A 26,503-nucleotide genomic window follows, 5' to 3' on the forward strand; every position below is an offset into this window, starting at 1 on the left:
CAATGGCGGCGCTCGCGGCGGCTACGATGCGCCGCCAATCCCGTCTCCTTCCCCTTTCCCGGACGACTGTAGCGAAGCGGAAGGAGATCCGGGATCCAGCGGAAGAAGTGCCGCGAAGCGGCTCTGTCTTTGCGACGTTACAGACATAAAGACGCTTCGCGACTTTTTGCGCTGGATCCCGGATCTCCTTCCACTGCGTTTCAGTCGTCCGGGAAAGGGCGTGGTGATTTTTTTCGGAAAGCTGGCTGCCCGGGCGAGATCCCCCTCAATGATCGACCACCGCTCTGCGCCACGATCGAGCCGCCCGTCCCCAGCCATATCTCGAACCTCTGGCACAAGCCCGCACAAGCTATTGGACAGGCGGTCACCGCACCCCCATGATCCGCGCCGCGGCGAGGCCCCCGACGCCACACTCCAGAGGGGCCCGTGCGCGGTACAATGTCAGGGAGGAAGCCGATGGCTGGGACGGGTCGTGCCGGGATGCTCACGCGGCGCGAGGCGCTGGTCGGCGCAGGGGCCGCGGGGGCGAGCCTGATGCTGCCGGGCGGTTCTCCTTTCGCGCAAGGGGCCAAACCCGCCGAGCTGAAGGTCGGCATCGCCACCTACCTGTCGGGCCCGGCGAGCGTCTTCGGCGTACCAGGCCGCCAGACCGCCGAGATGCTGTTCGACGAGATCAACGCCGCCGGCGGCATCGCGGGCGTCAAGGTGCGGCCGATCTTCGTCGACGAGGGCCCGGGCGTCGACCACGTCGTCGGCGAGTACCGTCGCCTCGTGCAGTCGGAGGGCGTGCATCTGATCTTCGCGGCGATCTCGTCGGCCGATTGCATCGCCTGCGCGCCGCTCGCCGACGAGCTGAAGCGTCCGACCCTGCTGTGGGATTGCGGCACCCAGCGCATCTTCGAGGACAACCGCTACTCTTACGCCTTCCGCACCCAGGCCAACGCGACGCCGGAGATCCTGGCGGCGCTCCTCTACCTCCTGAAGGTGAAGCCGGACTTCAAGTCGATCGCGGTGATCAACCAGGACTACGCCTGGGGCCGCGATTCCTGGGACATTTTTCGCACGGCGATGAACACCCTGAAGCCCGGGGTGAAGGTCTCGGCCGAGCTGTTTCCGCGCTTCGGCGCCACCGACTTTTCCACCGAGATCACCCGCGTGCTGGCGCTGCGGCCCGACGTGGTGCTGTCGACCTCCTGGGGCGGCGACCTCGACGCGCTGATCCGCCAGGCCTCGGACCGCAAGCTGTTCGAGCGCTCGGCCTTCGTGATGCCGCTCGCCGAATCCTCGCTCCAGCGCGTCGGCAAGGCGCTGCCGGCCGGCCACATCGTCGGCGCCCGCGGCGACCACTGGTTCCTGCATCCCTCCCCGGCCGACCCGGAGCGGCTGAAGCGCTTCAGTGACAGTTACCGCGCCAAGTACAATGCCTGGCCGATCTATCCGTGCTTCCACATGGCGCAAGCCGTCTCGGCGATGAGGGCCGGCATCGAGAAGGCGGTGGCGGCGAAGAACGGCGGCTGGCCGACCGACGCGGAACTCGCCGCCGCCTTCAAGGGCCTCGAATTTCCCTCGCCCACCGCCAGCGTGCGCATCCGCGAGGACGGACAGGGCCTCGAGAACCAGCTCATCGGCACCACCCTGCACTCCGACAAGTATCCGTTCCCGGTGCTCACCGACATGATCGTCTTCCCGGCCGAATCCGTGACGACGCCGGTCGGCCAGAAGAGCGCCGACTGGCTGAAGACGCTGACCCCCGACATGGTGGGCAAACTCCCGCAGGCGCAGGCCTTCAAGAGCTGATGGCTTTGCTGTCGATGCCTTGGCTGTCGGAGAACGGAATCCTCGTCGGGCTCGCCCTGCTCGACGGGCTGTCCTACGCCGCCGCCGTGTTCATGGTGGCGGTGGGCTTGAACCTGGTGTTCGGCGTGCTGCGGGTGCTCAACGTCGCCCATGGCAGCCTCTACGCCATCGGCGGCTACGCCGCGGCCTCCCTCGGGCTGTTCGCCGCCTCGCTCGGCGCGCCGCCCTGGCTCGGCTTGCCGATCCTGCTCGCGGCCTCCGTGCTGGTCGGCGTGGTGCTCGGGCCGGTGATCGAGCGGCTGCTGCTGCGGCGGATGCAGGACCGCGAGCCGGTGCTGCAGCTCCTCGTCACCTTCGCGCTGTTCATGATCCTGGAGGACCTGCAGAAGCTGGTCTGGGGCGTGCAGCCGGTGGTGTTCGACGCGCCGCTGAAGTGGCTCGGTACGGTCGACGTGCCGTTCGGCCAGGACGTGATCCCGTTCACCGCCTACCAGCTCTACGTGCTGCCGGGGGTGGCGCTCGCCACCCTCGCCATTCTCGCCTACGTGCTCCGCTACACGCTCACCGGCCGGATGGTCGTGGCGGTCACGGTCGACCGCGAGGCGGCCCGCGCAATGGGCATCGACGCCGCCAAGGTGACAATGCTCACCTTCACGGTGGGCGCCGCGCTGGCGGCGCTCGGCGGCGCGCTCGCCGCCCCCACCGTCTCGCTGGTGCCGGGCGTCGGCGCCTCGACCATCGTGCTCTCCTTCGCGGTGGTGGCGACCGCGGGCCTCGGCCAGATCGAGGGCGCGGCTTTGGCCGCCCTGCTGATCGGCCTCGGCCGCTCCTTCGCGGTCTACGTCGCGCCGGAATTCGAGGTGGTGGTGCCCTACGCCATCATGGTGGCGGTGCTGCTGTTCCGGCCCCAAGGCCTGTTCGGCGTGGCGGAGACCCGGCGGATATGACCTACATCCTTGAAGGAGGCGTGGCGCCATGACCCGCCGCTCCGAAACCCTTTTGGCGCTCGCCGGCGCCGTGCTGGTCGTCGCGCTCGCCTACGCGGTGCCGTGGCTGCGCTTCGTCCTCACCATCGCGCTGGCCAAGGGGCTGGCGGTGCTCGGCATCCTGCTGCTGCTGCGCGCCGGCCAGGTCAGCTTCGGCCACGCCCTCTACCTCGCGCTCGCCGCCTACACGGTGGCGTTCGGCGCTCTTGTCCTGCCGGAGGCCCTGCTGCTCGTGCCGCTTGCGGCCATCCTCGCCGGATTGCTCGGCCTGCTCATCGGGCTCTTCGTGGTGCGCTACCGCGAGATCTTCTTCGGCATGCTGAATCTCGCGCTCAGCATGGTGTTCTACTCGGTGCTGGAAAAATTCTACGCCCTCACCCACGGCGCCGACGGCATCCGGCTGCCGCCGGTCACGTTCCTGGGCCGGCCGCTCGCCGGCGAGGCGGGGGAGTGGACGGTGCTGGGGCTTGCCCTCGTCCTGGCGCTCGCCTGCGGCGCCCTGGTGCGGGTGGCCCTGGCCTCCCCGCTCGGCGAGGCGCTCGCCGGCATCAAGACCCGCGAGACGCGGCTCGACTTCATGGGCGTGTCGCCGAAGCGCGTGCTGCTGGCGGCCTACGTCGCCTCGGCCGTGATGGCGGGCTTCGCCGGGGCGATCATCGCCCTCACCACCCGCCACGTGACGCCGGCCTTGAGCTACTGGACCACCTCGGGCGAGCTCGTCTTCATCGCGATCCTCGGCGGGGCCGGCAGCGTGATCGGGCCGTTCCTGGGCGCGGCGGCCTACGAGCTGACCCGCGTCTACGCGGCGGCCACCTTCGCCAATGCCTGGCAGCTGGTGCTCGGCCTCGTGCTGCTCGGGGTCATCGTGTTCGCGCCGGGCGGCCTCTGGGGCATGATTGCGAGCCGCAGGAGGGCCGCATGACCGCGCTCCTCCAGGCTAGGGGTCTGCGCCTCGCCTTCGGCGGCCTGAAAGCTGCCGATGGGATCGACCTCGACGTCGAGGCCGGCGAGTTCCTGGCGATCATCGGCCCGAACGGCGCCGGCAAGACCACCTTCATCAACATGACCACCGGCTACCTGAAGCCGCAAGGCGGCTCGATCGCCTTCGAAGGCAAGCCGATCCTCGGCCTGTCGCCGCGCCGCATCGTCGGGCTCGGCGTCGCGCGCAGCTTCCAGCTGCCGCAGCTCTTCACCGAGCACACCGTCTTGCAGAACGTGGCGCTGGCGGTGGCGGCCCGCGAGGGCGTGTGGTCGGTGCTGACCCCGCTCCTGCGCCCGCGCTTCCGCGACGAGGCGGCGGAGCTGATCGGGCGCTTCGGCCTCACCCGCATCGCCGACGTGCGGGCCGACGCGCTCAACGAGGGTGCGCGCAAGCTCGTCGACATCGCCATGGCGGTGGCGCTCCGCCCCCGCCTCCTCCTGATGGACGAGCCGACGAGCGGCGTCGCCGCGGCCGAGAAGATGGGCATCGTCGAGACCCTGGTGCGGGTCCTGCGCGAGGCGCGCGTCACGGCGGTGTTCGTGGAGCACGACATGGAGGTGGTCGGGCGCTTCGCCGACCGGGTGGCGGTGTGGGGCCAGGGGAAGATCGCGGCGCTCGGACCGCCGGCCCAGATCCTCAACGACCCGGAGGTGCAGCGCACGGTGATCGGCATCGCACCCGCGGGAGGCGCCCATGCTGCGGCTTGAGGGAGCGGCGGTCGCGATCGCCGGCGCGCCGGTGCTGCGCGGCGTGTCGCTCCAGGTGCCGCCGGGCGGGCGCGTGGCGCTGATCGGCCGCAACGGCGCCGGCAAGACCACGACGCTCCGCGCCCTGATGGGGCTCCTCCCCCTCCAGGCCGGCCGGCTGGTGCTCGACGGGCAGGAGGCCGGCTCCGTGCCGGCGCATCACCGCGCGCGGCTCGGCATCGGCTACGCCCCGGAGGAGCGCAAGCTGTTCGGCAGCTTCACGGTGCAGGACAATTTGCTGCTGCCGGCCCAGGTGCTGGGGCTGCCGAAGGCGGAGGTCTCGCGGCGGCTCGATTCCGTCTACGCGCTGCTGCCGGAACTCAAGGACTTCGCCCCCCGCAAGGCGGCGGGGCTGTCGGGCGGCCAGGGCAAGATGGTGGCGCTCGGCCGCGCCTTGATGGTCGGCACCCGCGCGGTGCTCCTCGACGAGCCGTTCCAGGGTCTCGCCCCGGCTTTGGCCCTTCGCTACGCCGAGGCCCTGGCCCGCCTGCGGGCCGCGCTCCCCGACGTCGCGATCCTCATCACCGAGAGCAGCCCGGACCTGCTGCGGGCGCTCGTCGACACCACCATCCAGATCGAGCGCGGCGAGATCTCGGCCGCCTGACCAAGGAGTGTTTCCCATGAGGCTGAACGGCAAGGTCGCGATCGTCACCGGCGCCGGCGGCGGGTTCGGCGAGGGCATCGCCAAGCGCTACGCCGAGGAAGGCGCCAAGGTCGCGGTGCTCGACCTGCGCGGCGACGCGGCGGAACGCGTCGCGGCTGAGATCGGCCCGTCGGCGATCGCCATCGCGGCCGATGTCGGCAGCGCCGAGGACGTGCAGGAGGCGGTCCGGCGCACCACCGAGGCCTTCGGCACGCCGCAGATCCTCGTCAACAATGCCGGCACCACCCACCGCAACCAGCCGCTGATGGACGTGGACGAGGAGGCCTTCGACCGGGTCTTCCGGGTCAACGTGAAGTCGATCTTCCACTTCGTCCGGGCGCTGGCCCCGGCGATGCGCGACAACGGCGGCGGCGTGATCCTGAACGTCGGCTCGACCGCCGGCATCCGGCCCCGTCCCGGCCTGACCTGGTACAACGCCTCGAAGGGGGCGGTGAACCTGATGTCGAAGTCGCTCGCCGTCGAGCTGGCCCCGTGGAAGATCCGCGTCAACGCGCTCTGCCCGGTGATGGGCGAGACCGGCCTGCTCGAGGCCTTCATGGGCGTGCCCGACACCCCGGAGAACCGGGCGAAGTTCGTCGCCACGATCCCGCTCGGCCGGATGTCGCGGGCCGCCGACATCGCCAACGTGGCGTTGTTCCTGGCCTCCGACGAGGCGGAGTTCATCACCGGTGTGGAGATGCCGATCGACGGCGGCCGGACGGTTTGATTTCAGCCAGCCGTTCGCGAAAGAATCAAGCTCGGGTTTCTCCTCTCCCCGCGGGCGGGGAGAGGGCCGTGGCACCGTCCAGGTGACACGGCAAGCGGAGGCGCAGCCGAAGCGAGGGTAAGGGGGGGGTCGCCGGATGGGCTCCTCCGGGAATACCCCCTCACCCTCGCGGCGAACCTTCGGTTCGCTGCTCCCTGAGCCCCTTCGGAGCTCAGGCCTCTCCCCGCCCGCGGGGAGAGGAGGAGACCCTCGCCTTCTTCTGCGAGGTCTTCACGATCGACGGTCGTGGGCCCGTCTCAACAATGTGCAACCTCATCCCGAGGGGATAAACGAGCCGGCGCGTCATCGCCTCGCGTCCGGACAAATTGATACACTCACCGCGGCTGGCACGTCTCGCAATAGAACGTCGAGCGCCCCGACTGCACCAGCCGCCGCACCACCCCCCGGCACCCCTTCGCCGTACAGCCCAGCCCCTCCCGGTCGTAGACCCGGAAGGCGTGCTGGAACGCCCCCGCGCTGCCGTCGGTATGGACGTAGTCGCGCAAGGTCGAGCCGCCGGCCGCCACCGCCTCGGTCAGCACGTCGCGGATCACGGTGGCGAGGCGCTTGGCCTTCGCGGTCGGGCGGCCGGCCGCGTCCGCCAGGGTGCCGGCCGGCGCCTCCGGGTGGAGCTTCGCCCGGTGCAGGGCCTCGCAGACGTAGATGTTGCCGAGGCCCGCGATCAGCCGCTGGTCGAGGAGCGCGGCCTTCAGCGGCGTGCGCTTGCCCGCGAACAGGCCCGCGATCGTCTCGCCGGACAGCTCGTTGCCGAGCGGCTCGATGCCCATGCCGGCGAAGTGGCGGCAGGTCGCGAGGTCGGCCGACGGCACGAGGTCCATGAAGCCGAAGCGACGGGCGTCGTTGTAGACGACCCGGGCGCCGTTCGAGAGCGCGAACCGGACGTGGTCGTGCTTGCCCTGCCCCTGCGCCCCGTCGAGGTAGAAGTCGCCGGGCGAGACGGTGCGGCCGTCGGGCAACTGCACGTCGAAGCGCCCGCTCATCCCGAGATGCATGATCAGCGCCTCGCCGGAGGAGAGGTCGGCGACGAGATACTTGGCGCGCCGCGACAGGGCGGTCACCTCGTGGCCACGCACCCGCTCGGCGAAACGGGCTGGGAAGGGAAAGCGCAGGTTCGGCCGGTTCAGCACGACCTCGGTGACGCGGGCGCCGACCATCGCCGGCTCCAGGCCGCGGCGCACCGTCTCGACTTCGGGCAGTTCGGGCATCGCTCTTCCGTGGAGAAGGAGGTGGGCGCGACGAAGCGCACCCCTCGCAGATGCAGGCCAAGATGGTGATTTCTCACCGGCTTCGCTATGCAGGCCGCCACGACAGGGGACCTGATGGCATGGCCGGCGACGAGACCAGCACCGATTTCGGCTTCGAGCGCGTCCGGCTCGCGGAGAAGCAGGACCGCGTCAACGAGGTCTTCCGCTCGGTGGCCAAGCGCTACGACCTGATGAACGACCTGATGTCGGGGGGCCTGCACCGGGCGTGGAAGAGCGCCTTCGTGTCGAGCTTACGGCCCTCGCGCACCCGGCCGTTCCGGCTGCTGGACGTCGCCGGCGGCACCGGCGACATCGCGTTCCGCACGCTGGAAGCCGGCGGGCCCGACACCAAGGTCACCGTCCTCGACATCAACGAGGCGATGCTCGGCGTCGGCCGCGAGCGCGCCGGCCATGCTTACGGCTCGCGGATCGATTTCGTCGCCGGCAACGCCGAGTCGCTGCCGCTGCCGCCCGAGACCTTCGACGCCTACACCATCGCCTTCGGCATAAGGAACGTGCCGCGGATAGAGCTGGCGCTCCAGGAGGCCCACCGGGTGCTCAAGGTCGGCGGGCGCTTCCTGTGCCTCGAATTCTCCCACGTCGACGTGCCGGGGCTCGACAAGATCTACGAGGCCTACTCGTTCAAGGTCATCCCGCGGCTCGGCTCGCTGGTCGCCGGCGACAAGGAATCCTACCAGTACCTCGTCGAGTCGATCCGCCGCTTCCCGACGCCGGGCTCCTTCGCCCGGATGATCGAGGAGGCGGGCTTCGGGCACGTCACCCACCGGCCGCTCTCGGGCGGCATCTGCGCCATCCATTCCGGCTGGAAGCTCGCGTGAGGCCTTACCCGTGCTGAGCCTCGTCGCCCACCTCGCGCGGGGCATCCATGTCGGCTGGGTTATGGCCCGCGAGGGCGCCCTCGCCTTCGTCGACGCCGCCGAACTGCCGCCGCACCTGCGCCTCGTCCTGCGGCTCGGCCGCAAGCTCGAACGCCCGGGCCTCGGCCCCGGCCGCCTGCCCGCCGCGCTGACGCGGCTCGGGCCGTCCTACGTCAAGTTCGGCCAGTTCCTGGCGACGCGGCCCGACATCGTCGGCATGGCGGCGGCCCGCGACCTGGAGCGGCTGCAGGACCGGGTGCCACCCTTCCCGCAGGATGTCGCGGTCGGGATCCTCGAATCGACCCTCGGCAAGCCGGTCGGTGAACTGTTCACCTCGTTCAGCGAGCCGATCGCCGCCGCCTCGATCGCGCAGGTCCACAAGGCGCACCTGCGTGAGCCCGACGGGACCGAGCGGGTGGTCGCGGTCAAGATCATGCGGCCGGGGGTGCGCGAGCGCTTCGCCCGCGACATCCAGGCGATGCGCTTCATGGCCCGGGTGGTCGAGGCCCTGCGGCCCGAGGCCGAGCGCCTGCGCCCGCGCGAGGTGGTGGAGACGCTCGCCCGCTCCGTCGCGATGGAGATGGATCTGCGGCTCGAGGCCGCCGCCCTGTCGGAGCTCGCCGAGAACATCAAGGACGATCCCGAATTCCGGGTGCCGCAGCCGGTCTGGGAGCTGACCGGCCGCGACGTGCTGGCGAGCGAGTGGATCGACGGCATCCGCCTCAACGACCGCACGGCAATCGTGGCGGCCGGGCACGACGCGGCGGCCCTCGGCCGGACCGTGATCCAGTCCTTCCTGCGCCACGCGATCCGGGACGGCTTCTTTCACGCCGACATGCACCCGGGCAACCTGTTCGTCGATCCGGCCGGGCGGCTCGTCGCGGTCGATTTCGGCATCATGGGCCGGCTCGGGATCAAGGAGCGCCGCTTCCTGGCGGAGATTCTCCTCGGCTTCATCCTGCGCGACTACCGCCGGGTGGCGGAGGTGCATTTCGAGGCCGGCTACGTGCCCTCGCACCACTCCGTCGACGATTTCGCGCAGGCGATCCGGGCGATCGGAGAGCCGATCCACCAGCGCCGGGCCGACGAGATCTCGATGGCGAAGGTGCTGACGCTGCTCTTCGACGTGACCGCCCTGTTCGACATGAGCACCCGCACCGAGCTGGTGATGCTCCAGAAGACGATGGTGGTGGTCGAGGGCGTGGCACGCTCGCTCGATCCGCGGCTCGACATGTGGACCACCGCCGAGCCGGTGGTGCGGGCCTGGCTCACCCGCAACCTCGGGCCGATCGGCCGGGCCGACCAGGCCCGGCGCGCCGTGCTGACGCTCGCCGACGTGGTCGCCGACGTGCCCGACCTGGCGCAACGCGCCAAGCGCGTGCTGGTGCGCCTCGACGAGGAGGGCCTGCGCGAGGTGTCTCGCGTGGAGCGCCGCATCCGGACCGAGACCAAGCGGATGGTGTGGTCGACCCTGGCGCTCTGGGTGATCGCCGGGTCGCTGCTGGCGATCGCCTTGCGCTGAAGCAAGAATTTCGCTGGAGGGCCCGCGATCCCCGCCCAGCCGTCATTCCGCGACCGCCGCCGGGTCCATCCCGGCGGCCGGCGGAGTCAATCCGCGATCTCGATCCGCGCCTCGACCCCGAGCAGGCGCCCGAGCCCGCGCAGGCGGTTCGACAGTCGGTCGCTGGCGAGGTCGCGCAAGGCGTGCGGCAGGGTCAGGACGACGGCGCCGTCGCGCATCACGAGCGGCGTGCGCGGCAGGATGCCCTCCATCGCCACCGAGACCGGGAAGGCGACGCGCAGGACCGCGCCGAGGAGCCGGGCCTGCTCGAACAGCCGCGGGCCGGCGAGCTGGCGCAGGAGCGGGCTCGCCTTGTCGGGCGCGACGCCCTCGTGGCGGAAGAACACCGCGACCGCCAGGTAGGCCCGGCCCGGATGGTCGATGCCGGTGAAGGAGGCGTGGGCGATGACGTTGAGGCTCTGCTCGCCGCGGTAATCCGGATGGGTGCGCCAGCCGACATCGGCGAGCAGGCAGGCGGCGTGGCGCAGGCGCCGCTCGTCCGCGGTCTCCGGCGTCGACAGGCTCGCCATGAAGGCGTCGGTCCAGGCCTGCAATTCGGGGCCGTGGCCGGGGCTGCGGCAGCGCAGGCGGTTGAGCTCGGCCGCCGCCATCAGCAGCGGGTCGCGGGCCCGCGTCGCGACGTCGAGCTTCTCGTAGAGCAGGCCCTCGCGCACCCCGGTGGCCGAGATCGCGATCTCGCGCGGGCGCCCGGAGCGGATCACCTCCTCCAGCACCACCGCGCCGTAGGCCAGCAGCGGCCGGCGCGCCTCGGACACGCTCTCGACCGCGGCGAGCGTCGCGGCGTCCGACTGCTCGACGACCTGGAGGAAGGACAATTCGTCGTTGGGCTCGATCGCGTAGCCGTGCATCACGTGCAGGCGGTAGTCCCGCGCCGCCTGGTGCAGGCGGGCGAGCGCCCGCCAGGTGCCGCCGACGGCGTAGAAGGTGCGGCCCTTGAGGGTGTCGAGCTGCGGACCCGCCTTCTTCAGCGCGTCGGCGGCGATCTTGCGGGCCTTCTTGAGCGAGCCGCCGCTGAGGTCCTGGAGGGCGAGGCCGCCGAGCGGCATGGTCACGCCGCTGCCGACCGCCGAGCCGCGCAGGTCGACGAGTTCGAGGCTGCCGCCGCCGAGATCGCCCACCACGCCGTCCGGCGCGTGGAACCCCGAGATGATGCCGTAAGCGGAGAGTTCCGCCTCGCGTCGGCCCGACAGGAGTTCGATCGGGTGGCCGCAGGCGGCCTCGGCCGCTTCGAGGAAGGCCGGGCCGTTCTCGGCGTCGCGGGCGGCGGCGGTGGCCAGCACGAAGACCTGGCCGACATGCATGGTCTCGCACAGGACCCGGAACCGGGCCAGAGCCTGGAGGGCGCGGCGCACCGCCTCCTCGTTGAGGCGGCCGGTGGTCAGCACGTTGCGGCCGAGGCCGCACAGGACCTTCTCGTTGTAGAGCGGCGTCGGCGCCCGGCTGATGCCCGAATAGGCGACCAGCCGGACGGAGTTCGAGCCGATATCGATGATGGCGACGGGGGCGCCGGGCTCGATCCGAGCGAGCGCGGCCTCATCGAGGGCGGTACGATCCAGGCCCATCCAGGTCCTCATGACGGAAGCGCCGCCCGACCCGGAGGACCCTGGAACCCGCCCGGGCCCCTCAGGTCAGGCGCGCTGGGCGCGCCGGCTGAGCGCGCGCGGACTCGATTTCTTCGATGCCTTCCCGCGGCCCGACAGGCTCGGGTTGGTCATGAAATACTTGTGCGCGTTGAAGGGTTCCTCGCCCTCGGCGGGCTCGATCCGCTCGCTCGCACCCGACGCCAGTACACGCCAGCTCTGCTGGTTGTCGAGGAGATTCGCCATCATGATCTGGTCGAGCACCTGCTGGTGCACCGTCGGGTTGAGGATCGGCAGCATCGCCTCCACCCTGCGGTCGAGGTTGCGGCTCATCAGGTCCGCCGACGCGATGTAGACCCGCGCCTTCGGGTGGGGCAGCCCGACGCCGTTGCCGAAGGCGTAGACCCGGCCGTGCTCCAGGAAGCGCCCGACGATCGACTTGACCCGGATGTTCTCCGACAGGCCCGGCACCCCGGGGCGGAGGCAGCAGATGCCGCGGACCACGCAGTCGATCGCGACGCCGGCCTCGCTGGCGTCGTAGAGCGCGTCGATGACCTGGGTATCGACGAGGGAGTTGCACTTGATCCAGATCGCCGCCGGCCGCCCGGCCTTCGCGTGGGCGATCTCCTCGCCGATATGTTCGAGCAGGCGCGCCTTCAGGGTCAGCGGCGAGACCGCCATCCGCTCCAGCTCCGCCGGCTCGGCGTAGCCGGTGATGAAGTTGAAGATCCGCGAGACGTCGCGCCCGATCACCGGGTCGGCGGTGAAGAACGACAGGTCGGTGTAGATCCGGGCGGTGATCGGGTGATAGTTGCCGGTGCCGACGTGGCAGTAGCTCACCAGGCGGTCGCCCTCGCGGCGGACCACCATCGAGAGCTTGGCGTGGGTCTTCAGCTCGATGAAGCCGAACACGACTTGCGCGCCCGCCTTCTCGAGGTTGCGGGCCCAGCGGATATTGGCTTCCTCGTCGAAGCGCGCCTTCAGTTCGACCAGCGCCGTCACCGACTTGCCGGCCTCCGCGGCCTCGGCCAAAGCCGCGACGATGGGCGAGTTCGAGGAGGTGCGGTAGAGCGTCTGCTTGATCGCCACCACGTTCGGGTCGCGGGCGGCCTGCGAGAGGAACTGCACCACCGAGTCGAACGACTCGTAGGGGTGGTGGACGATGAAGTCCTTCTGCCGGATCGCCGCGAAGCAGTCGCCGCCGCTCTCGCGGATGCGCTCGGGGAAGCGCGGGTTGTAGGGCTTGAACTTCAGGTCCGGCCGGTCGATCCCGACGATCTGCGAGAGTTCGTTGAGGGCGAGCATCCCCTCGACCACGAACACCGCGTCGGACGAGATCTCCAGCTCGTCGGCCACGAAGGTGCGCAGGTCCTCCGGCATGGTGGCGACGACTTCGAGGCGGATGACCACGCCGCGGCGGCGCTGCTTCAGCGCTGTCTCGAAGTGGCGCACCAGGTCCTCGGCCTCCTCCTCGATCTCGAGGTCGGAATCGCGCACCACCCGGAAGCCGCCCTGGCCCTTGACCAGGTAGCCCGGGAACAGGCGGCTGGTGAACAGGACGATCACCTGCTCGATGGCGATGAAGCGGGCGGTGCCGGTGCCGCCGGGATCGGGCAGGCGCACGAAGCGGTCGATGATCGAGGGCAGGCGGATCAGCGCCCGCAAGGTCCTGGCGTCGCGCGGACGCACCAGGGTCAGGGCGATGGTCGAGCCGAGATTCGGGATGAACGGGAACGGATGCGCCGGGTCGATGGCGAGCGGCGTCAGGACGGGGAAGATGTGCTGGAGGAAGTAATCCTCGAGCCAGGCTGCTTCCTCTGCGGACAGGTCCATCGCCTCGACGAGGTCGATGCCCTCGTGGTGCAGCGCCTCGCGCAGCTCGCGCCAGCGGGTCTGCTGGTCGCGGGCGAGCCCGGTGACCTCGGCGTCGATGCGGGCGAGCTGCTCGGAGGGCGACAGGCCGTCGGCCGACGGCGCGGTCAGCCCGGCGCGGACCTGATCGTGCAGGCCGGCGACCCGCACCATGAAGAACTCGTCGAGGTTGTTGGCCGAGATCGACAGGAAGCGCAGCTGCTCCAGCAGCGGGTGGCCGGCATTCGAGGCCTCTTCCAGCACCCGGCGGTTGAATTGCAGCCAGGACAATTCGCGGTTGACGTAGCGGCCCGGCTCGTGGCGGAGCGCCCGGCCCGCCGCGACGGCCTCGGCCTTGGCCTTCCGGGAGGCGTCCTGCGCGGCCTCGGGATCGGCCTTGTCGTTGATCTTGGTCTCGGTCTTGGCCTCGATCTTGGCCTCGGCGAGGATCTCCGCCTCGTCGCGCCGAGCGCCCTCCACCTTCTCCGGTGTCGCCTCGGTCTCGTCGAGGACCGGGATAGCACTGGCTCCGGCAGCGGTGTCCGACACGATGGCTCCTCCTTGGATCGATGCCGGGGCGCGGCTCTCAGCCCTCCCCGGTGACAGGTCAGTTTGACATTTGCATGAACGGTGCGGGAGTTATCCGTTCGCACGCGTATGGTTCCCCGGGCTCACTCCTCCTCGGCGTCGTCGTACGCCCCGTCGCCGTCCCCCTGACCCTCCAGCGCCGCCAGGGTGGCGAGCGCCAGCGGCCGGGTGATGCGCCGGCGCCGGCTCAACCCCTCCCGGTCGAGGACCGCCACCACGTCGCGGGCCCGGGCCAGCGACCGGTCGAGGCGGAGCGCCAGCGCGTCGACCACGCTGGTATCGACGACGAGCTGGCGGTCGAGGAAGAGCTTGACCAGCACGACCTTGAGCAGGGCCTCGTCCGGGGGCGCGACGCCGATCCCGGGCGCGAGGCGCAGGCGCGAGCGCAGGTCGGGGGTGGCGATCCCCCAGGCCTCGACCGGCCCCGACCCGGTCACCACCACGCTCAGGCCCCGCTCGCGGGCGAGGTTGAGGAGGTGGAACAGGGCGGCCTCGTCGCGGCCCTCCGGGCGGTCGGCATCCTCGATCACCAGGGCGTCGGCGCGGCTGAGATCCGGCACCGCCTCCGCCGTCACGGCCGAGGCCGGCACCGTGAGCGCGCCGGCGCGCTCGGCGAAGATCGCCGCGAGATGGCTCTTGCCGCTGCCCGGCGGGCCGGTGAGCACGAGGACGCGGTCCGGCCAGTCCGGCCAGGCCTCGATGCGGGCATAGGCCGCCTCGTTCGAGGGGCTGACCAGGAAGTCCTCGGAGCCGAAGCGGGGAGCGACGGGCAGGTCGAGGGCGAGCTGGCGCGGGTGGTCGGTCATGCGGGGTCGCGGGTCTCGTGCGGTCAGGGCTTCGATATGGCGGGCGGGGCGGGTTTCGCCACCGTGACCGCGGCGGTCCCCGCGTCGGAGGCGAGGATCGGCGTGCCGTCGTGGTAGAGGCGGCTCGCGAGGTAGCGCTTGACCCCGAAGCGGGCGACGACGCCGAGCGCCGCCGCCACCGGCACCGCCAGGAGCAGGCCGAGGAAGCCGAACAGCGAGCCGAAGGCGAGCAGCGCGAACATCAGCCAGACCGGGTGCAGCCGCACCGCGTCGCCGACGAGCTTCGGCTGGAGCACGTTGCCCTCCAGGAACTGCCCGACCAGGAACACCCCGACCGTCAGCAGCACCGAGACCCAGTCTGGCCAGAACTGCACCAGGGCGACGCCGGTGGAGAGCAGGAAGCCGGTGAGCGAACCGACATACGGGATGAAGGTGAGGAAGCCGGCCATCAGGCCGATCAGCACGCCGAAATTGAGCCCGACCCCCCACAGGCCGAGCGCGTAGAACGTGCCGAGGATCAGGCAGACCAGGCTCTGGCCGCGGATGAAGGCGGTGATCGCCCCGTCGATCTCGGCGGCGAGCATCCGGGCGGTCGGGCGGTGGCGCGGCGGCACCCAGCGGTCGAGCGTCGCGATCATCCGGTCCCAGTCGACCAGGAGGTAGAACGCGACGACCGGCGTCACCACCAGCAGCGAGACGATGCCGACCACCGCCTGGCTGCCCGACCACAGCGAGCGCAGGAAGCCGAGGATCCAGGCCACCGCCTGGCCCATCAGGTTGCCGACCGAGGATTGCAGCTCCTGGAGCGCGCCGTGGCCGCCGGCCCGCTCGATCAGCGGACCCGCCCGCTCGGCGATGATCCCCTGGAGCTTGGCGATCATCGCCGGCAGCGAGGCGACGAGCGCCGCGACCTGGTTCGCCGCGAGCGGCACCACGACGATCAGGGCGAGGATCAGCCCGAGCAGGAACACCGCCAGGATGATCAGCGTCGCGGCGAGCCGCCCGACCCCGAGCCGCTCCAGCCGGTCGGCGACGGGATCGAGGGCGTAGGCCAGAGCCGCGCCGGCCACGAAGGGCAGCAGCACGTCGCGCAGCTGGTAGAGCAGGAAGACCAGGAGGGCGAGGACGGCCAGGGTGATGGCGGCCCGGCGTTGGATCGGCATGCGCGCTGGCCTCGTCCCCCCACGCGAATCCGTCGCGCCCCGGCCGGCCCGAGATGGAAGGACGGCGCCGCAGGGTCAAGCCGGGCGGCGCCGTCGAGGCTCATCGGGCGGTCCCGGCGCGCCACCCGGCGAGGCCCTGGACGACGCCCGAGGCCACCGACAGGCCGGCCAGCGCCGGCATCGCCCAGGCCTCCGCCGCCGCGGCGTCGATCCCGAGGGCCCGGCTCCCGAGGAGCCAGGCCAGGAAGGCGATCTGGCAGGCGGTGTTGAGCTTGCCGACGAGGAGCGGCGGGGTCTCCAGCGGCCGCCCGGCGAGCCGGGCGAGACCGGCGCCCATCACCATCAGGCCGTCGCGGGCGATCAGCACGGCCGGGAACCACGCCGGCACGAGCCCGGCGAGGGTCAGGCTCACCAGCACGGCGAGCATCAGGGCCTTGTCGGCGAGCGGATCGAGGACCGCACCGAGCCGGCTGGTCAGGGCGTAGCGGCGGGCGAGGACTCCGTCGATCCCGTCGGAGAGCCCGGCGAGCGCGAAGACCAGGAAGGCGGCGCCCCAGGCCTCGCGGGCGATCGCCCAGACGGTGACGGGCACCAGCGCGAGGCGCGCCGCGGTGATCAGGTTCGGCAGGGATCTCGGCACGGATGGCGGGAGGGTCTTCGGCAACGTCATGGCTCCCGGGCTGCCCCGACTCGCGATCCCGCACAAGAGCGGCTAAGAGCGGTCGCAACAGGTGCAGGATCGAGGCGAAGGGTCGAGGGATGACGACGGGCGAGCGCCAGAACGGGATGACCTACGCGGAGGCGGGCGTCGACATCGATGCCGGCAACGCCATGGTCGAGGCGATCAAGCCCCTGGTGCGGGCGACCCGCCGGCCGGGGGCCGATGCGGAGATCGGCGGCTTCGGCGGCCTGTTCGACCTGAAGGCGGCGGGCTTCAAGGACGCGATCCTGGTCGCGGCCAACGACGGCGTCGGCACCAAGGTCAAGATCGCGATCGAGACCGGGCGCCACGCGACGATCGGCATCGACCTCGTGGCGATGTGCGTCAACGACATCATCGTGCAGGGCGCCGAGCCCCTGTTCTTCCTCGACTACTACGCCACCGGCAAGCTGGTGCCGGGGGTCGGGGCCGACATCGTCAAGGGCATCGCCGAGGGCTGCCGCCAGGCCGGCTGCGCGCTCATCGGCGGCGAGACCGCCGAGATGCCTGGCCTCTACGACGGCTCCGACTACGACCTCGCGGGCTTCGCGGTGGGTGCGGCCGAGCGCGGCGCGCTCCTGCCGGTCGCCGGCATCGCGCCCGGCGACGTGGTGCTCGGCCTCCCCTCCTCGGGCGTGCACTCGAACGGGTTCTCGCTGGTGCGCCGGATCGTGGCGGCCTCCGGCCTCGGCTACGACGCGCCGGCGCCGTTCGCGGAGGGCGTCAGCCTCGGCGAGGCGCTGCTCACGCCGACCCGCATCTACGTCAAGCCGCTGCTGGCGGCGCTCAAGGAGACCGGGCACGGCGCCATCAAGGCGCTCGCCCACATCACCGGCGGCGGCTTTCCCGACAACCTGCCGCGCGTGCTGCCCGACGGCGTCGGCATCGCGCTCGACCTGTCGGCCGTCAAAGTACCGCCGGTCTTCGGCTGGCTCGCCCGCCAGGGCAACGTCGCCGAGGCCGAGATGCTGCGCACCTTCAATTGCGGCATCGGCATGGTGGTGGTGGTCGATCCCGCACAGGCCGAGGCGGTGAGCCGGGCGCTCCAGGCTGCCGGCGAGGCGCCGGTCCGCCTCGGGCAGATCACCGCGCGGGGCGAGGCGCCCGTCACCTATTCGGGCCGGCTCGGCCTATGAGCGCCCGCGCCAAGGTCGCGGTCCTGATCTCGGGCCGCGGCTCGAACATGGCGACGCTGCTCGAGGCCGCGCAGCGGCCGGACTACCCGGCCGAGATCGTCCTCGTCGCCTCGAACCGGCCGACCGCGCCCGGCCTCGCCCGGGCGGCGGAAGCCGGGATCGCCACCGAGGCGGTCGATCACCGCGCCTATCCCGACCGGGCCGCCTTCGAGCGGGCGTTGGACGAGGCGCTTCGCCGTCACGGCGTCGAGTTCCTGGTGCTCGCCGGCTTCATGCGGGTGCTGACGCCGTGGTTCGTCGAGGCCTGGGCCGGGCGGATGCTCAACATCCACCCCTCCCTGCTGCCGCTGTTCCGCGGCACCCACACCCACGCCCAGGCGCTCGCCGCCGGGGTGCGCGTCCATGGCTGCACGGTGCATTTCGTGGTGCCCGAGCTCGATGCCGGCCCGATCGTCGCCCAGGCCGCCGTGCCGGTGCTGCCGGAGGACGACGAAAACTCCTTGAGCGCCCGGGTGCTGGTGCAGGAGCACCGGCTCTACCCGGCGGCCCTCGCCCTGGTGGCGAGCGGGCGGGCCCGCCTCGACGGGGGCCGGGTGGTGTTCGCGCCGGGCAGCGGCGGCGCCGAGGGTGCGCTGGTGGCGCCGGCCCTGGGCTGATCGCGGGACCGGGGGGGCCGAGCCCGGCAGAGAGCAGGCGGCCTGGTATCCCAGCGTCTCGTCCCCCTCCCGGCGAATCGCCGAACGGGTCGCCCGGTTCTGCCAGGTCGACGCGCCGACGATCGGGCGGGCTGTACTGGCCTCGGGCGATCCTCGCCCGGTCGTTCCCTGACATCGACTGCCGCCGCGGGAAACCGATGCGATCGGCAGCCTCCAGCGGCACGACGTCAACCGCAGGGGAACACCGGACGACCCGTCGCATCCGGATTGTCCTTCACAAATATACAACTTGAGATAGAGTCGGCCGGCGGAGCGGGACCGGGAGGCGCCGGATGTTCTTCATCGTCTCGGCGACGATCAGCGGCGGGCTGACGGCCCTGGCCTGGACGCTGCAATACGGCACCGGCTGGGCGATCGTGTTCGGGATCCTCACGGCGACGGTGTGCGGCGCGCAGGCCGCCCTGATCCTGGCGGCGATCGAGCGGCGCGAGGATCCGGAGCCCGGTGGCGAGCCCGCCGCGCCGGTGCCGCCGGCCAAGCCCGCCGCCGAGGGGGCGGATGTCACGGTGCCGCACTCCCCTCGGGCGGAACCTTAACCCTTCCGGATCAGGATTGCGGAGCGCGGTGCGATCTGGCACCGGCATCGGTATCGTTCGACGAAAGACGGGCCGCGAGGCCCGCACGGATCACCCCCTCATGACCAGAGCGTCGCGCTATCTCGGCTGGTTGATCCTGGCCGCCATCACGGTGGCGACCATCGCGCCGATCGGGTACCGGCCGGTCAGCACCATGCCGGTCTCGATCGAGCGGTTCGGCGCCTTCGCGGTGCTCGCCTTCCTGCTGGCGCTGGGCTATCCGCGCCACCGCTGGCAGGTTCTGGTGCTGACGGTGGCGGCGGCGGGCGCGCTCGAAGCATTCCAGCTGCTCGAGCCGACCCGGCACGGCCGCGTCGCCGACCTGATGGTCAAGGTGGTCGGCTGCGGCGTCGGCGCGGCGGCGTCGCTCGCCGCCGGCCTGGTCTTTCCCCGCCTCGGCACCCGCGGCGAGGCGTAATACCAACGGCCTGAGATGCTGACGCATCAACGTCGATCCCGGGCAGGCCCGAGATCGACGAGGCCGTTGATCCATCTCGAATTTGCGACCCCAAGCCAACGGCTTGACGAAAACTCGGGAACGGAACCAAAGGTCGTTTCCAACGACCGTTGGTATAGCCCGCTAGTTGATGCTGTAGGCGCGCTCGATGACGATGCCGCAGCTCTCGGCCAGGGTGAACGCCATCTCGCGGGTCAGGCCGAAGATCAGCGGGGTCTCGCCGCGATAGAGCGTGTAGCGGCCGTCGGGCCGCACCGTGATGCGCACCGTCTCCTGCATGGCTGCCTCCTCCATGGCCGGCCCGTTCTTGTGCGGGCCGACTCAAGGGGGGAACATTAATCCGATTCGGAACGGCCGCGAAGAGCCCCGCTTCAGGCGGCGCGGCGCCGGGTGCGGCGGCGGCGCTTCGTCTTGGGCTTCGGCGTCGCGGCCTTGCCGAGTTCGGTCAGCGCCGCGCGCTGCTGGCGCCGCACGGCGTTCGCCGCGTGGCCCATCCAGAAGCCGGCGGCCCGGTTGGCGGCGGAGAGCCACAGGCTGTACGGGGATCCCTTCATCGCGGTCAGCACCTCCGCGGGGTCAACGGCCGGAGGCCTCGGGGAGTTGCGGCCGACGTCACGGCTCCTCCGCCCGCCGTCCCCCGGTCTGGCCGCTCCCCTCGCCCTTCGGCGCCTCCGCGCCGATCGATTGCCGCCACTCGGCGAGGAAGCGGGCGCGCCTGGCCCGGTCCTGCACCGCGAGCAGCACCGGCCCGACGGTGATCGGCCGGAACGCACCGGCGGCCGACAGGCTCGGCGGGCCGTCGATCCCGGGCGGCAGCGGGCCGGTGCGGTCGAAGAAGAACGCCTCCTCGCGCGACACCCGCTGGCCGCGCTCGGACAGGAGGTAATCGACGAAGGCGAAGGCGTCCCCGACCGCCCGGGCGGTGACCGGCACCAGGGCGGCGCGGGCGAGGACCAGGGTGTAGTCCCGCGGCACGATCAGGCCGAGGCGGGCGCCGCGCCTCATCGCCCGGTAGACGTAGGAGCCGAGCAGGTTGTAGCCGATGGCGATGCGCCCGGCCTCGAGATCGGCGATCAGGTCGCCGGTGCAGCAGCGGACCTGGAGGTTCGCCCGCCCGAACGCCTCGACGAGGCGCCCGTAGGTGGCGGCAGCGGCGCGGCCGTCATAGGCGGCGAACAGGTAGCCGATGCCCGACAGCGTGATGTCGTAGGAGCCGATCTTCCCCGCATAGGCCTCGGGCTTGCGCCGCAGGAGGTCGACGAGCTCGACCCGGCTCTGCGGCAGGTCCTCGCGCGGCACGAGGTCGGGCCGGTAGGCGATCACCGCCGGCTCGGTGGTGAAGCCGAACACCTCGTTGCGCCAGGCGGCCCAGTCGGGCTGGCGGCCGGTCTCGATCGAGCGGTGGGCCCGGGCGCAGCCGTCATTGGCCAGCTTGATCAGGTGATCGACCGAGGAGGAGATCACCACGTCCGCCGCCCGGGCGCGGTCGGCGCGGCCGGCGGCGCAGGACGCCGCGATCTCGCCGAACAGGTCGGCGGTGATGTACTCGTGGTAGACCACCGTCACGTCCGGGTAGAGCAGCTGGTAGTCGCGGATCAGCGGCGCCATCGCGTCGAGGTCGGCGGCGGAGCGGATCGTGAGCGTGGTGCGCTCGTGCTCGCTGGCGGGGAAGCGGGTCGCCTCCTCGGCGGCGGCCGGGCCCGAGAAGCCGGAACCGAGAACGAGGGAGACGAGCGGGGCTAAGCAGACTTGCGTCGGCAGGCCAACGCTTCGTCCGCTCAGCTTCTTGTCGTGTCGCAGATTTTTGTCGCAAGACCGGCGGCCACTTTTGCGAAATCCGCTGAGGCGTCGGATCACGGCCGCTCCTCCCCGTCCGGCAGGGACAGGACCACGCAGAACCCCCTCTCCGAGTGGGACTCGAAGCGCATCTCGCCGCCATGGGCCGCCGCCACCTCGGCGGCGATCGACAGGCCGAGGCCGGACCCGACGGTGCCGCCGGTGGCGGCCTGGAACGGCTCGCGCACCCGCGTCCAGTCGCTCGCCGGGATGCCCGGGCCGTCATCCTCCACCGCCAGCACCACCCGGCCGCGCTCGCGTCCGACCCGGACGGTGAGCCGGCCGGGCGCGCCGTGCTTGAGGGCGTTGTGGATCAGGTTCGCCAGCGCCTCGCGCAGCGCGATGGCGTCGCCCGGGATGGTCACGGCCTCGTCCGGCCCCTCGTAGCCGATATCGACCGCTCGGTCGCCCGCCGTCTGCACGGCGTCGATCAGGGTGCGGCGGGCGAGCCCCGCCACGTCGACCGGATCGAAGGCCGCCGTCCGGGCGCGGTGGATCACCATGGCGTGGTTGAGGAGCTGGTTCGTCAGGTGCCCGAGCTCGGCCATCCGCGCGCGGATGCGGGCGAGCTGGTCGCGCCGGCGGCCCTCGTCGGTCTCGTCCGACAGGAGGTCGAGCTGGGCGGTGAGCGCGGTCAGCGGCGTGCGGATCTGGTGCGCGGCATCGGCGATGAAGCGCTTCATCACCGCGACGTGGCCCGAGAGCCGCCCCATGAAGTGGTCGATCGAGGCGACGAGCAGGTGGATCTCCTGCGGGGCGGCGAGGCCGAGGGGCTGGAGATCGTTGGGCCCGCGCGCCGCCAGCACGCCCTCGATGGCGGTCAGCGGACGCAGGGCGCCCCGCACCGCCACCGCGACGGCACCGAGCGCCAGCGCACTCATCGCCAGCACCATCAGGCTCGCCTTGATCGTGAGCGCCCGGGTGAGGCTGCTCCGCGCCTCGCGGGTCTGGGCCACCACCACGGCGGCGAACCCGGCCTGCGTCGCGTCCGGCACGTAGCGGCCCGTCACCACCGCCCGTACCGCGAGGCCGCGATGCTCCCCGTCGAGGAGGAGCGGGCCGGCGGCGAGGCGGGCGCGGTCGACCGGGATCCTGAGGTCGGCGTCGCCGGTGAGCAGATGGTCGGACGGATCGACGACCTTGTAGTAGATCCGGTCCCGGGGGCTGAGCGCCAGCGTCTCGAAGGCCGAGAAGGGCGGATCGACCGAGATCGCGCGCCCGTCGCTGGCGATGGTCTCGGCGATCTGGAGCGCCGCGCCGACGAGGAGCCGGTCATAGGCCTCGTCCGCCGCGAGCCGCGCCGAGGCCCAGGCGGCCACGAGCAGCAGGGCCGCGCCGACGGCGAGCACCAGGGCCAGCACCGCGACGAGGCGCGAGAACAGCGAGGAGGTGCGGGAGATCATCGAGGCGGCATCATCGAGGAAAATCACGGATCCGCGCACACCACCTGGTAGCCCAGGCCCCGCAGGGTGCGGATCTCGGCCCGGGCGCCGGCGGCGGTGAGCTTGCGGCGCAGGCGCGCCACGATCTGCTCGACGGCGTTCTCGCTCGATTCCTCCTCGAAGGCGAAGACCCGCTCCAGCAGCTCGCCCTTGGCGAAGATGCGGCCCGGCCGCGCCGCCAGGATCTCGATCAGGGTCCATTCCCGCCGCGTCAGTTCGAGCGGCTCACCCGCCACGCTGGCGCTGCGCGCCTCCCGGTCGAGACGCAGGTTGCCGAGGGAGAGCGCGTTGTCGGCGTGCCCGCTGTTGCGGCGGAGCAGCGCCCGCACCCGCGCCTCCAGCTCGCGGAAGTCGAACGGCTTCACCAGGTAGTCGTCGGCGCCGAGATCGAGCGCGCCGACCCGGTCGTCGACCTCCGAGCGGGCGGTGAGCACCAGGACCGGCACCGGGCCGCGGCGCGCCCTGAGGCGCTTGAGGATCGCGAATCCGTCGAGGCCCGGCAGGTTCACGTCGAGGATCACGAGGTCGTAGGCCTGCACCTCCAGCACCGCGTCCGCCGCCGCCCCGTCGGTCTCCCAGTCGACCGCGTGGCCGAGCCCGCGCAGGCGGACCGCGATGGCCTCGCCGACGTCCCGCGTGTCCTCGACGAGCAGGATGCGCACGAAATTTCCTCTCCCGAGCCCGACCGGAACTATCTGTCAGATTGGCAACAGGTTCGAAGCCTATCCCACGGTCCAACGCCCGGCCAGATCGAACGCACGGCCCAACGGCACGACGACGGACGCAAGGGGAGGCCCACCATGAACGCACGCCCAACCATCATCCCCGAGCCGCTGCTCCAGGTCGAGGGCGTCACGCTCCAGTACAAGACCACCGATCACCTGGTCACCGCGACCTACCGGGTCGATTTCGAGGTGATGCCGGGCGACCGCTACATCCTGCTCGGGCCGTCGGGCTGCGGCAAGTCCACCCTCCTCAAGGCGATCGGCGGCTACATGAGTCCGGTCGAGGGGGAGATCAAGCTCAAGGGTGGCAAGGTCACCGAGCCCGGCCCCGACCGGATGATGGTGTTTCAGGAGTTCGACCAGCTCCTGCCCTGGAAGACGGTCAAGCAGAACGTCGCCTTCGCGCTCACCGCCTCGGGTCGTGCCGCCGGCGCGGAGGCCGAGGACCGGGCGATGGCCTATATCGAGAAGGTCGGCCTGGCGAAGTTCGCCGACTCCTTCCCGCACATGCTGTCGGGCGGCATGAAGCAGCGCGTGGCGATCGCCCGCGGCATGGCGATGGAGCCCGACATCCTCCTGATGGACGAGCCCTTCGCCGCCCTCGACGCGCTGACCCGCCGCAAGATGCAGGACGAGCTGCTGCGCCTGTGGGAGGACACCCGGTTCACCGTCCTGTTCGTCACCCACTCGATCGAGGAGGCGATCAAGGTCGGCACCCGCATCCTGCTGCTCTCGCCCCATCCGGGCCAGGTCAAGGCGGAGCTCAACAGCCTGCCGGCCTCGGAACTCGGCACCGCCGCGCAAGGCGCCCTCGAGACACGCATCAACGACATGCTGTTCGCCTGAACGATCAAGAACCCGGGAGACACGCCGTGACCGCCACCCTCGCCCCCCTCACCACGCCTCTGGCCCAGAGGCCCGAGATCGTCCGCGAGACCTCCGCCGCCGGTGCGATCAGCGTCGAGCAGCGCCTGTCCTTCGCCGAGCTCGCCTATCGCCAGAGCTGGCTGCGCAAGGCCCTGGTTCTCGCCGTGCTGGCGGTGGTCTGGGAGGCCTACGGCCGCTGGCTCGACAACCCGCTGCTGTTCCCGACCTTCTCCGCCACGGTCGAGGCCTTCGCCGGCGCGATCCTGAGCGGCGAGATTCCCACCAAGGCGCTGGTCTCGCTCCAGACGCTGGCCATCGGCTACGGCATCGGCATCGTGCTCGCCGCGCTGCTCACCACGCTGGCCATCGGCTCGCGGATCGGCACCGACCTGCTCGAGACGCTGACGGCGATGTTCAACCCGCTGCCGGCCATCGCGCTCCTGCCGCTGGCGCTGATCTGGTTCGGCCTCGGCCAGGGCAGCGTGGTGTTCGTCCTCGTCCACTCGGTGCTGTGGGCGATCGCGCTCAACACCCATGCGGGCTTCCGCTCGGTCTCGAACACGCTCCGGATGGTCGGCCTCAATTACGGTCTGCGCAACCTGAGCCTGGTGCGGGCGATCCTGATCCCGGCGGCGTTCCCCTCGATCCTCACCGGCCTCAAGGTCGGCTGGGCCTTCGCCTGGCGCACGCTCATCGCCGCGGAACTCGTCTTCGGCGTCTCCTCGGGCTCGGGCGGCCTCGGCTGGTACATCTTCGAGAACCGCAACGCGCTCGAGACCACCAACGTCTTCGCCGGCCTGTTCACCGTCATCATGATCGGCCTCTTCGTCGAGAACGTGATCTTCGCCAACATCGAGAAGAAGACGATCCGCCGCTGGGGCATGCAGCACTAGAGCACTTCACGATCGCGCTGCAATCGCGAAGTTCTCCAGGTCTTTGATTTTGCCGTATTTTCTTCGACGAACCGGTATCCGCTTCGTCGGAAAATGCTCTAAAACGCGGATCTGCACCCCGCCCCCTGGACCTGGGATGGTCCGGGGGGCAAGGACGACCCGCGAAGAACGCCGTTCGGGAGGAAACCACATGTTCGCACGCAAGCTTCTCGGCCTCGCTGCCGGCGCCGCACTGGCGTTCTCCATGAGCCTGATCCCGGCCCGGGCCGAGGTGTCCGAGGTCCGCATCTCGAAGGGCTACGGCGTCCTCTACCTGCCGCTCTTCGTGATGCAGGAGAAGAAGTTCCTGGAGGCCCAGGCCGCCAAGGCGGGCCTCGGCGACGTCAAGGTGACGTGGCTGACGCTCGACGGGGGCAACGTCATCAACGACGCGATGATCGCCGGCTCCCTCGACATCGCCGGCACCGGGGCGCCCGGCTTCCTCGCCCTGTGGTCGAAGGGCCGCGGCAGCCCGAAGACCGAGGTGATCGGCGTCTCGGGGCTCTCGGCCACCGCCCTCGACCTCAACGTCAACAAGCCCGAGATCAAGTCGCTCGCGGACTTCACCCCGAAGGACAAGATCGCGATCCCCGGCATCAAGACCTCGCTCGCCGCGGTGGTGCTGCAGATGGCGGTGGCCAAGCAGTTCGGGCCCGAGAACTACACCAAGCTCGATTCCAGCACCGTCGGCCTGCCCCACCCCGAGGCGGTCGCCGCCCTCCTGTCGGGCAAGACCGAGATCGTCGCCCACTTCGCCTCGCCGCCCTTCACCGGCGTCGAGCGCGCCGACCCGAAGGTGCGCACGATCCTCAAGGCCTCACAGATCTTCGGCAACATCACCCTCGACGTGGTGTTCGCCCTCAAGCGCTTCACCGAGGCGAACCCGAAGACGACCCTGGCCTTCCTGGCCGCCCTCGACCAGGCCTGCGACTTCATCGTCACCAACAAGGCCGAGACCGCCGAGATCTTCGCCCGCTCCTCGAAGGTGAAGGTGAGCCCGGCCGACGTCGCCCAGATCCTGGAGGATCCGGACAGCAAGTTCTCGGCGACGCCGCACGGCATCATGGAGTTCGTCACCTTCATGCACCGGGCCGGCATCATGAAGACCAAGCCGGCGACCTGGCAGGACCTGTTCATCCCGGCCCTGCGCGAGCGCGCCGGCAGCTGAACCGCCCGAGATCGCCTTGAGCCGACGACCTCGCCGCGCCGCCTGCGCGGCGAGGTTTTTTACCTCCGGTTAACCCTGGCCGCTCCTGATGCCGGCCATGCCGACTCAGCCTCTGACAGCCCAGCTTTCCCCGGATCCGCTCAGCGACGCCCGGGACCTGCACGCCAGCATCGCGGCCCTGCGTCTCCTCCTGGCAGCGCAGGGCCGCCAGTTCGAGGCGATCGAGCGCCGCCTCTCCCCGGCCCGCAGCCCGGCCGAGACGGGCGCCCGGCGCCTGCGCGCCCTCAAGGCGGAGGGCTTCTGAGGCCGGCGGGGA

General features: G+C 71.1%; 27 protein-coding genes. 16 read left to right on the forward strand and 11 right to left on the reverse strand.

All coding sequences use genetic code 11. The annotated features are described in order from the left end of the window. Positions 1–456: 456 nt before the first annotated feature. The 6 genes from DK412_RS05985 to DK412_RS06010 are packed head-to-tail and all read left to right on the forward strand — an operon-like array spanning position 457 to position 5,881. Complete coding sequence (locus DK412_RS05985; protein ID WP_109971208.1) at positions 457–1,797, forward strand: ABC transporter substrate-binding protein; 1,341 nt, start codon at positions 457–459, stop codon at positions 1,795–1,797. Between the two features lie 14 nt (positions 1,798–1,811). Beyond that, on the forward strand, positions 1,812–2,744 hold the full coding sequence (locus DK412_RS05990; RefSeq protein ID WP_109975085.1) for a branched-chain amino acid ABC transporter permease: 933 nt from the start codon (positions 1,812–1,814) through the stop codon (positions 2,742–2,744). 28 nt (positions 2,745–2,772) lie between these two features. Continuing rightward, positions 2,773–3,705 (forward strand): branched-chain amino acid ABC transporter permease, encoded by a 933-nt coding sequence (locus tag DK412_RS05995; RefSeq protein ID WP_109971209.1) that lies wholly within the window; start codon positions 2,773–2,775, stop codon positions 3,703–3,705. Further along, positions 3,702–4,472 (forward strand): ABC transporter ATP-binding protein, encoded by a 771-nt coding sequence (locus DK412_RS06000; protein ID WP_109971210.1) that lies wholly within the window; start codon positions 3,702–3,704, stop codon positions 4,470–4,472. Before DK412_RS05995 ends, DK412_RS06000 begins: the two co-directional genes overlap by 4 nt. Next, positions 4,459–5,115, forward strand: coding sequence for an ATP-binding cassette domain-containing protein (locus DK412_RS06005; protein WP_109971211.1), 657 nt, complete (start codon positions 4,459–4,461; stop codon positions 5,113–5,115). The genes DK412_RS06000 and DK412_RS06005 overlap by 14 nt, the downstream gene beginning before the upstream one ends. Positions 5,116–5,131: 16 nt before the next feature. Further along, a complete protein-coding gene (locus DK412_RS06010) occupies positions 5,132–5,881 on the forward strand; it encodes an SDR family oxidoreductase (RefSeq protein WP_109971212.1) in 750 nt (249 codons plus the stop codon). A 374-nt stretch (positions 5,882–6,255) separates the two neighbouring features. On the opposite strand, the gene mutM is transcribed toward DK412_RS06010, so the two are convergent. Further along, complete coding sequence (gene mutM, locus DK412_RS06015; protein ID WP_109971213.1) at positions 6,256–7,146, reverse strand: bifunctional DNA-formamidopyrimidine glycosylase/DNA-(apurinic or apyrimidinic site) lyase; 891 nt, start codon at positions 7,144–7,146, stop codon at positions 6,256–6,258. A gap of 119 nt (positions 7,147–7,265) precedes the next feature. Between mutM and ubiE the strand changes: the two genes are divergently transcribed. Both ubiE and ubiB read left to right on the forward strand, forming a co-directional pair. After that, a complete protein-coding gene (ubiE, locus tag DK412_RS06020) occupies positions 7,266–8,024 on the forward strand; it encodes a bifunctional demethylmenaquinone methyltransferase/2-methoxy-6-polyprenyl-1,4-benzoquinol methylase UbiE (RefSeq protein ID WP_109971214.1) in 759 nt (252 codons plus the stop codon). A 10-nt stretch (positions 8,025–8,034) separates the two neighbouring features. Further along, positions 8,035–9,585, forward strand: coding sequence for a 2-polyprenylphenol 6-hydroxylase (gene ubiB / locus DK412_RS06025; protein ID WP_109971215.1), 1,551 nt, complete (start codon positions 8,035–8,037; stop codon positions 9,583–9,585). Positions 9,586–9,671: 86 nt separating this feature from the next. Here the strand turns inward: ubiB and ppx are convergent, their stop codons facing one another. The 5 genes from ppx to DK412_RS06050 form a co-directional block, all read right to left on the reverse strand. Then, a complete protein-coding gene (ppx, locus tag DK412_RS06030) occupies positions 9,672–11,207 on the reverse strand; it encodes an exopolyphosphatase (RefSeq protein ID WP_109971216.1) in 1,536 nt (511 codons plus the stop codon). Between the two features lie 66 nt (positions 11,208–11,273). Continuing rightward, the gene (locus DK412_RS06035) at positions 11,274–13,484 is read right to left on the reverse strand and encodes an RNA degradosome polyphosphate kinase (protein ID WP_245447711.1); all 2,211 of its coding nucleotides are present in this window, start codon (positions 13,482–13,484) and stop codon (positions 11,274–11,276) included. 263 nt (positions 13,485–13,747) lie between these two features. Next, positions 13,748–14,470: a hypothetical protein gene (locus DK412_RS06040; protein WP_109971217.1), complete on the reverse strand. Its 723-nt coding sequence runs from the start codon at positions 14,468–14,470 to the stop codon at positions 13,748–13,750. Positions 14,471–14,493: 23 nt separating this feature from the next. After that, positions 14,494–15,627 carry an AI-2E family transporter gene (locus tag DK412_RS06045; RefSeq protein WP_109975086.1) on the reverse strand — a complete coding sequence of 378 codons (1,134 nt, stop codon included), beginning with the start codon at positions 15,625–15,627 and terminating at the stop codon, positions 14,494–14,496. 106 nt (positions 15,628–15,733) lie between these two features. Continuing rightward, positions 15,734–16,297 carry a CDP-alcohol phosphatidyltransferase family protein gene (locus tag DK412_RS06050; protein WP_245447446.1) on the reverse strand — a complete coding sequence of 188 codons (564 nt, stop codon included), beginning with the start codon at positions 16,295–16,297 and terminating at the stop codon, positions 15,734–15,736. A gap of 95 nt (positions 16,298–16,392) precedes the next feature. Here DK412_RS06050 and purM point away from each other — a divergent pair, with 95 nt between their 5' ends. The 4 genes from purM to DK412_RS06070 all read left to right on the forward strand — a co-directional run bounded on the left by purM (position 16,393) and on the right by DK412_RS06070 (position 19,178). After that, the gene (gene purM / locus DK412_RS06055; RefSeq protein ID WP_109971219.1) at positions 16,393–17,469 is read left to right on the forward strand and encodes a phosphoribosylformylglycinamidine cyclo-ligase; all 1,077 of its coding nucleotides are present in this window, start codon (positions 16,393–16,395) and stop codon (positions 17,467–17,469) included. Beyond that, on the forward strand, positions 17,466–18,125 hold the full coding sequence (gene purN, locus DK412_RS06060; RefSeq protein ID WP_109971220.1) for a phosphoribosylglycinamide formyltransferase: 660 nt from the start codon (positions 17,466–17,468) through the stop codon (positions 18,123–18,125). Before purM ends, purN begins: the two co-directional genes overlap by 4 nt. Positions 18,126–18,457: 332 nt before the next feature. Next, positions 18,458–18,721 carry a hypothetical protein gene (locus DK412_RS06065; protein ID WP_109971221.1) on the forward strand — a complete coding sequence of 88 codons (264 nt, stop codon included), beginning with the start codon at positions 18,458–18,460 and terminating at the stop codon, positions 18,719–18,721. A gap of 100 nt (positions 18,722–18,821) precedes the next feature. Continuing rightward, positions 18,822–19,178: a VanZ family protein gene (locus DK412_RS06070; RefSeq protein ID WP_162596127.1), complete on the forward strand. Its 357-nt coding sequence runs from the start codon at positions 18,822–18,824 to the stop codon at positions 19,176–19,178. Between the two features lie 162 nt (positions 19,179–19,340). Here the strand turns inward: DK412_RS06070 and DK412_RS30555 are convergent, their stop codons facing one another. The 5 genes from DK412_RS30555 to DK412_RS06090 all read right to left on the reverse strand — a co-directional run bounded on the left by DK412_RS30555 (position 19,341) and on the right by DK412_RS06090 (position 23,157). After that, positions 19,341–19,496 (reverse strand): hypothetical protein, encoded by a 156-nt coding sequence (locus tag DK412_RS30555; protein ID WP_204165506.1) that lies wholly within the window; start codon positions 19,494–19,496, stop codon positions 19,341–19,343. Positions 19,497–19,588: 92 nt separating this feature from the next. Further along, a complete protein-coding gene (locus tag DK412_RS06075) occupies positions 19,589–19,771 on the reverse strand; it encodes a hypothetical protein (protein ID WP_162596128.1) in 183 nt (60 codons plus the stop codon). Between the two features lie 58 nt (positions 19,772–19,829). After that, positions 19,830–21,074 (reverse strand): ABC transporter substrate-binding protein, encoded by a 1,245-nt coding sequence (locus DK412_RS06080; RefSeq protein ID WP_245447447.1) that lies wholly within the window; start codon positions 21,072–21,074, stop codon positions 19,830–19,832. Then, positions 21,071–22,456: a sensor histidine kinase gene (locus DK412_RS06085; RefSeq protein WP_109975088.1), complete on the reverse strand. Its 1,386-nt coding sequence runs from the start codon at positions 22,454–22,456 to the stop codon at positions 21,071–21,073. The genes DK412_RS06080 and DK412_RS06085 overlap by 4 nt, the downstream gene beginning before the upstream one ends. Before the next feature lie 23 nt (positions 22,457–22,479). Next, positions 22,480–23,157, reverse strand: coding sequence for a response regulator transcription factor (locus DK412_RS06090; protein WP_109971224.1), 678 nt, complete (start codon positions 23,155–23,157; stop codon positions 22,480–22,482). A 138-nt stretch (positions 23,158–23,295) separates the two neighbouring features. On the opposite strand from DK412_RS06090, the gene DK412_RS06095 reads away from it, so the two are divergent. The 4 genes from DK412_RS06095 to DK412_RS06110 all read left to right on the forward strand — a co-directional run bounded on the left by DK412_RS06095 (position 23,296) and on the right by DK412_RS06110 (position 26,491). Then, positions 23,296–24,066, forward strand: coding sequence for an ABC transporter ATP-binding protein (locus tag DK412_RS06095; protein ID WP_109971225.1), 771 nt, complete (start codon positions 23,296–23,298; stop codon positions 24,064–24,066). A gap of 26 nt (positions 24,067–24,092) precedes the next feature. Continuing rightward, positions 24,093–24,980 (forward strand): ABC transporter permease, encoded by an 888-nt coding sequence (locus DK412_RS06100; protein ID WP_109971226.1) that lies wholly within the window; start codon positions 24,093–24,095, stop codon positions 24,978–24,980. 190 nt (positions 24,981–25,170) lie between these two features. After that, complete coding sequence (locus tag DK412_RS06105; RefSeq protein ID WP_109971227.1) at positions 25,171–26,187, forward strand: ABC transporter substrate-binding protein; 1,017 nt, start codon at positions 25,171–25,173, stop codon at positions 26,185–26,187. Between the two features lie 97 nt (positions 26,188–26,284). Next, entirely contained in the window at positions 26,285–26,491 is a 207-nt protein-coding gene (locus tag DK412_RS06110) for a hypothetical protein (protein ID WP_109975089.1), read from the forward strand. Positions 26,492–26,503 lie beyond the last annotated feature (12 nt).

It is taken from the genome of Methylobacterium sp. 17Sr1-1 (genome assembly GCF_003173775.1).
In the GTDB taxonomy this organism is placed as follows: domain Bacteria; phylum Pseudomonadota; class Alphaproteobacteria; order Rhizobiales; family Beijerinckiaceae; genus Methylobacterium.

Coding starts and splice junctions, on each gene's coding strand:
- DK412_RS05985 (WP_109971208.1), top strand. CDS start 457: ATGGCTGGGACGGGTCGTGCCGGGATGCTCACGCGGCGCGAGGCGCTG.
- DK412_RS05990 (WP_109975085.1), top strand. CDS start 1,812: ATGCCTTGGCTGTCGGAGAACGGAATCCTCGTCGGGCTCGCCCTGCTC.
- DK412_RS05995 (WP_109971209.1), top strand. CDS start 2,773: ATGACCCGCCGCTCCGAAACCCTTTTGGCGCTCGCCGGCGCCGTGCTG.
- DK412_RS06000 (WP_109971210.1), top strand. CDS start 3,702: ATGACCGCGCTCCTCCAGGCTAGGGGTCTGCGCCTCGCCTTCGGCGGC.
- DK412_RS06005 (WP_109971211.1), top strand. CDS start 4,459: ATGCTGCGGCTTGAGGGAGCGGCGGTCGCGATCGCCGGCGCGCCGGTG.
- DK412_RS06010 (WP_109971212.1), top strand. CDS start 5,132: ATGAGGCTGAACGGCAAGGTCGCGATCGTCACCGGCGCCGGCGGCGGG.
- mutM (WP_109971213.1), bottom strand. CDS start 7,146: ATGCCCGAACTGCCCGAAGTCGAGACGGTGCGCCGCGGCCTGGAGCCG.
- ubiE (WP_109971214.1), top strand. CDS start 7,266: ATGGCCGGCGACGAGACCAGCACCGATTTCGGCTTCGAGCGCGTCCGG.
- ppx (WP_109971216.1), bottom strand. CDS start 11,207: ATGGGCCTGGATCGTACCGCCCTCGATGAGGCCGCGCTCGCTCGGATC.
- DK412_RS06040 (WP_109971217.1), bottom strand. CDS start 14,470: ATGACCGACCACCCGCGCCAGCTCGCCCTCGACCTGCCCGTCGCTCCC.
- purM (WP_109971219.1), top strand. CDS start 16,393: ATGACGACGGGCGAGCGCCAGAACGGGATGACCTACGCGGAGGCGGGC.
- purN (WP_109971220.1), top strand. CDS start 17,466: ATGAGCGCCCGCGCCAAGGTCGCGGTCCTGATCTCGGGCCGCGGCTCG.
- DK412_RS06065 (WP_109971221.1), top strand. CDS start 18,458: ATGTTCTTCATCGTCTCGGCGACGATCAGCGGCGGGCTGACGGCCCTG.
- DK412_RS06070 (WP_162596127.1), top strand. CDS start 18,822: ATGACCAGAGCGTCGCGCTATCTCGGCTGGTTGATCCTGGCCGCCATC.
- DK412_RS30555 (WP_204165506.1), bottom strand. CDS start 19,496: ATGCAGGAGACGGTGCGCATCACGGTGCGGCCCGACGGCCGCTACACG.
- DK412_RS06075 (WP_162596128.1), bottom strand. CDS start 19,771: ATGAAGGGATCCCCGTACAGCCTGTGGCTCTCCGCCGCCAACCGGGCC.
- DK412_RS06085 (WP_109975088.1), bottom strand. CDS start 22,456: ATGATCTCCCGCACCTCCTCGCTGTTCTCGCGCCTCGTCGCGGTGCTG.
- DK412_RS06095 (WP_109971225.1), top strand. CDS start 23,296: ATGAACGCACGCCCAACCATCATCCCCGAGCCGCTGCTCCAGGTCGAG.
- DK412_RS06105 (WP_109971227.1), top strand. CDS start 25,171: ATGTTCGCACGCAAGCTTCTCGGCCTCGCTGCCGGCGCCGCACTGGCG.
- DK412_RS06110 (WP_109975089.1), top strand. CDS start 26,285: ATGCCGACTCAGCCTCTGACAGCCCAGCTTTCCCCGGATCCGCTCAGC.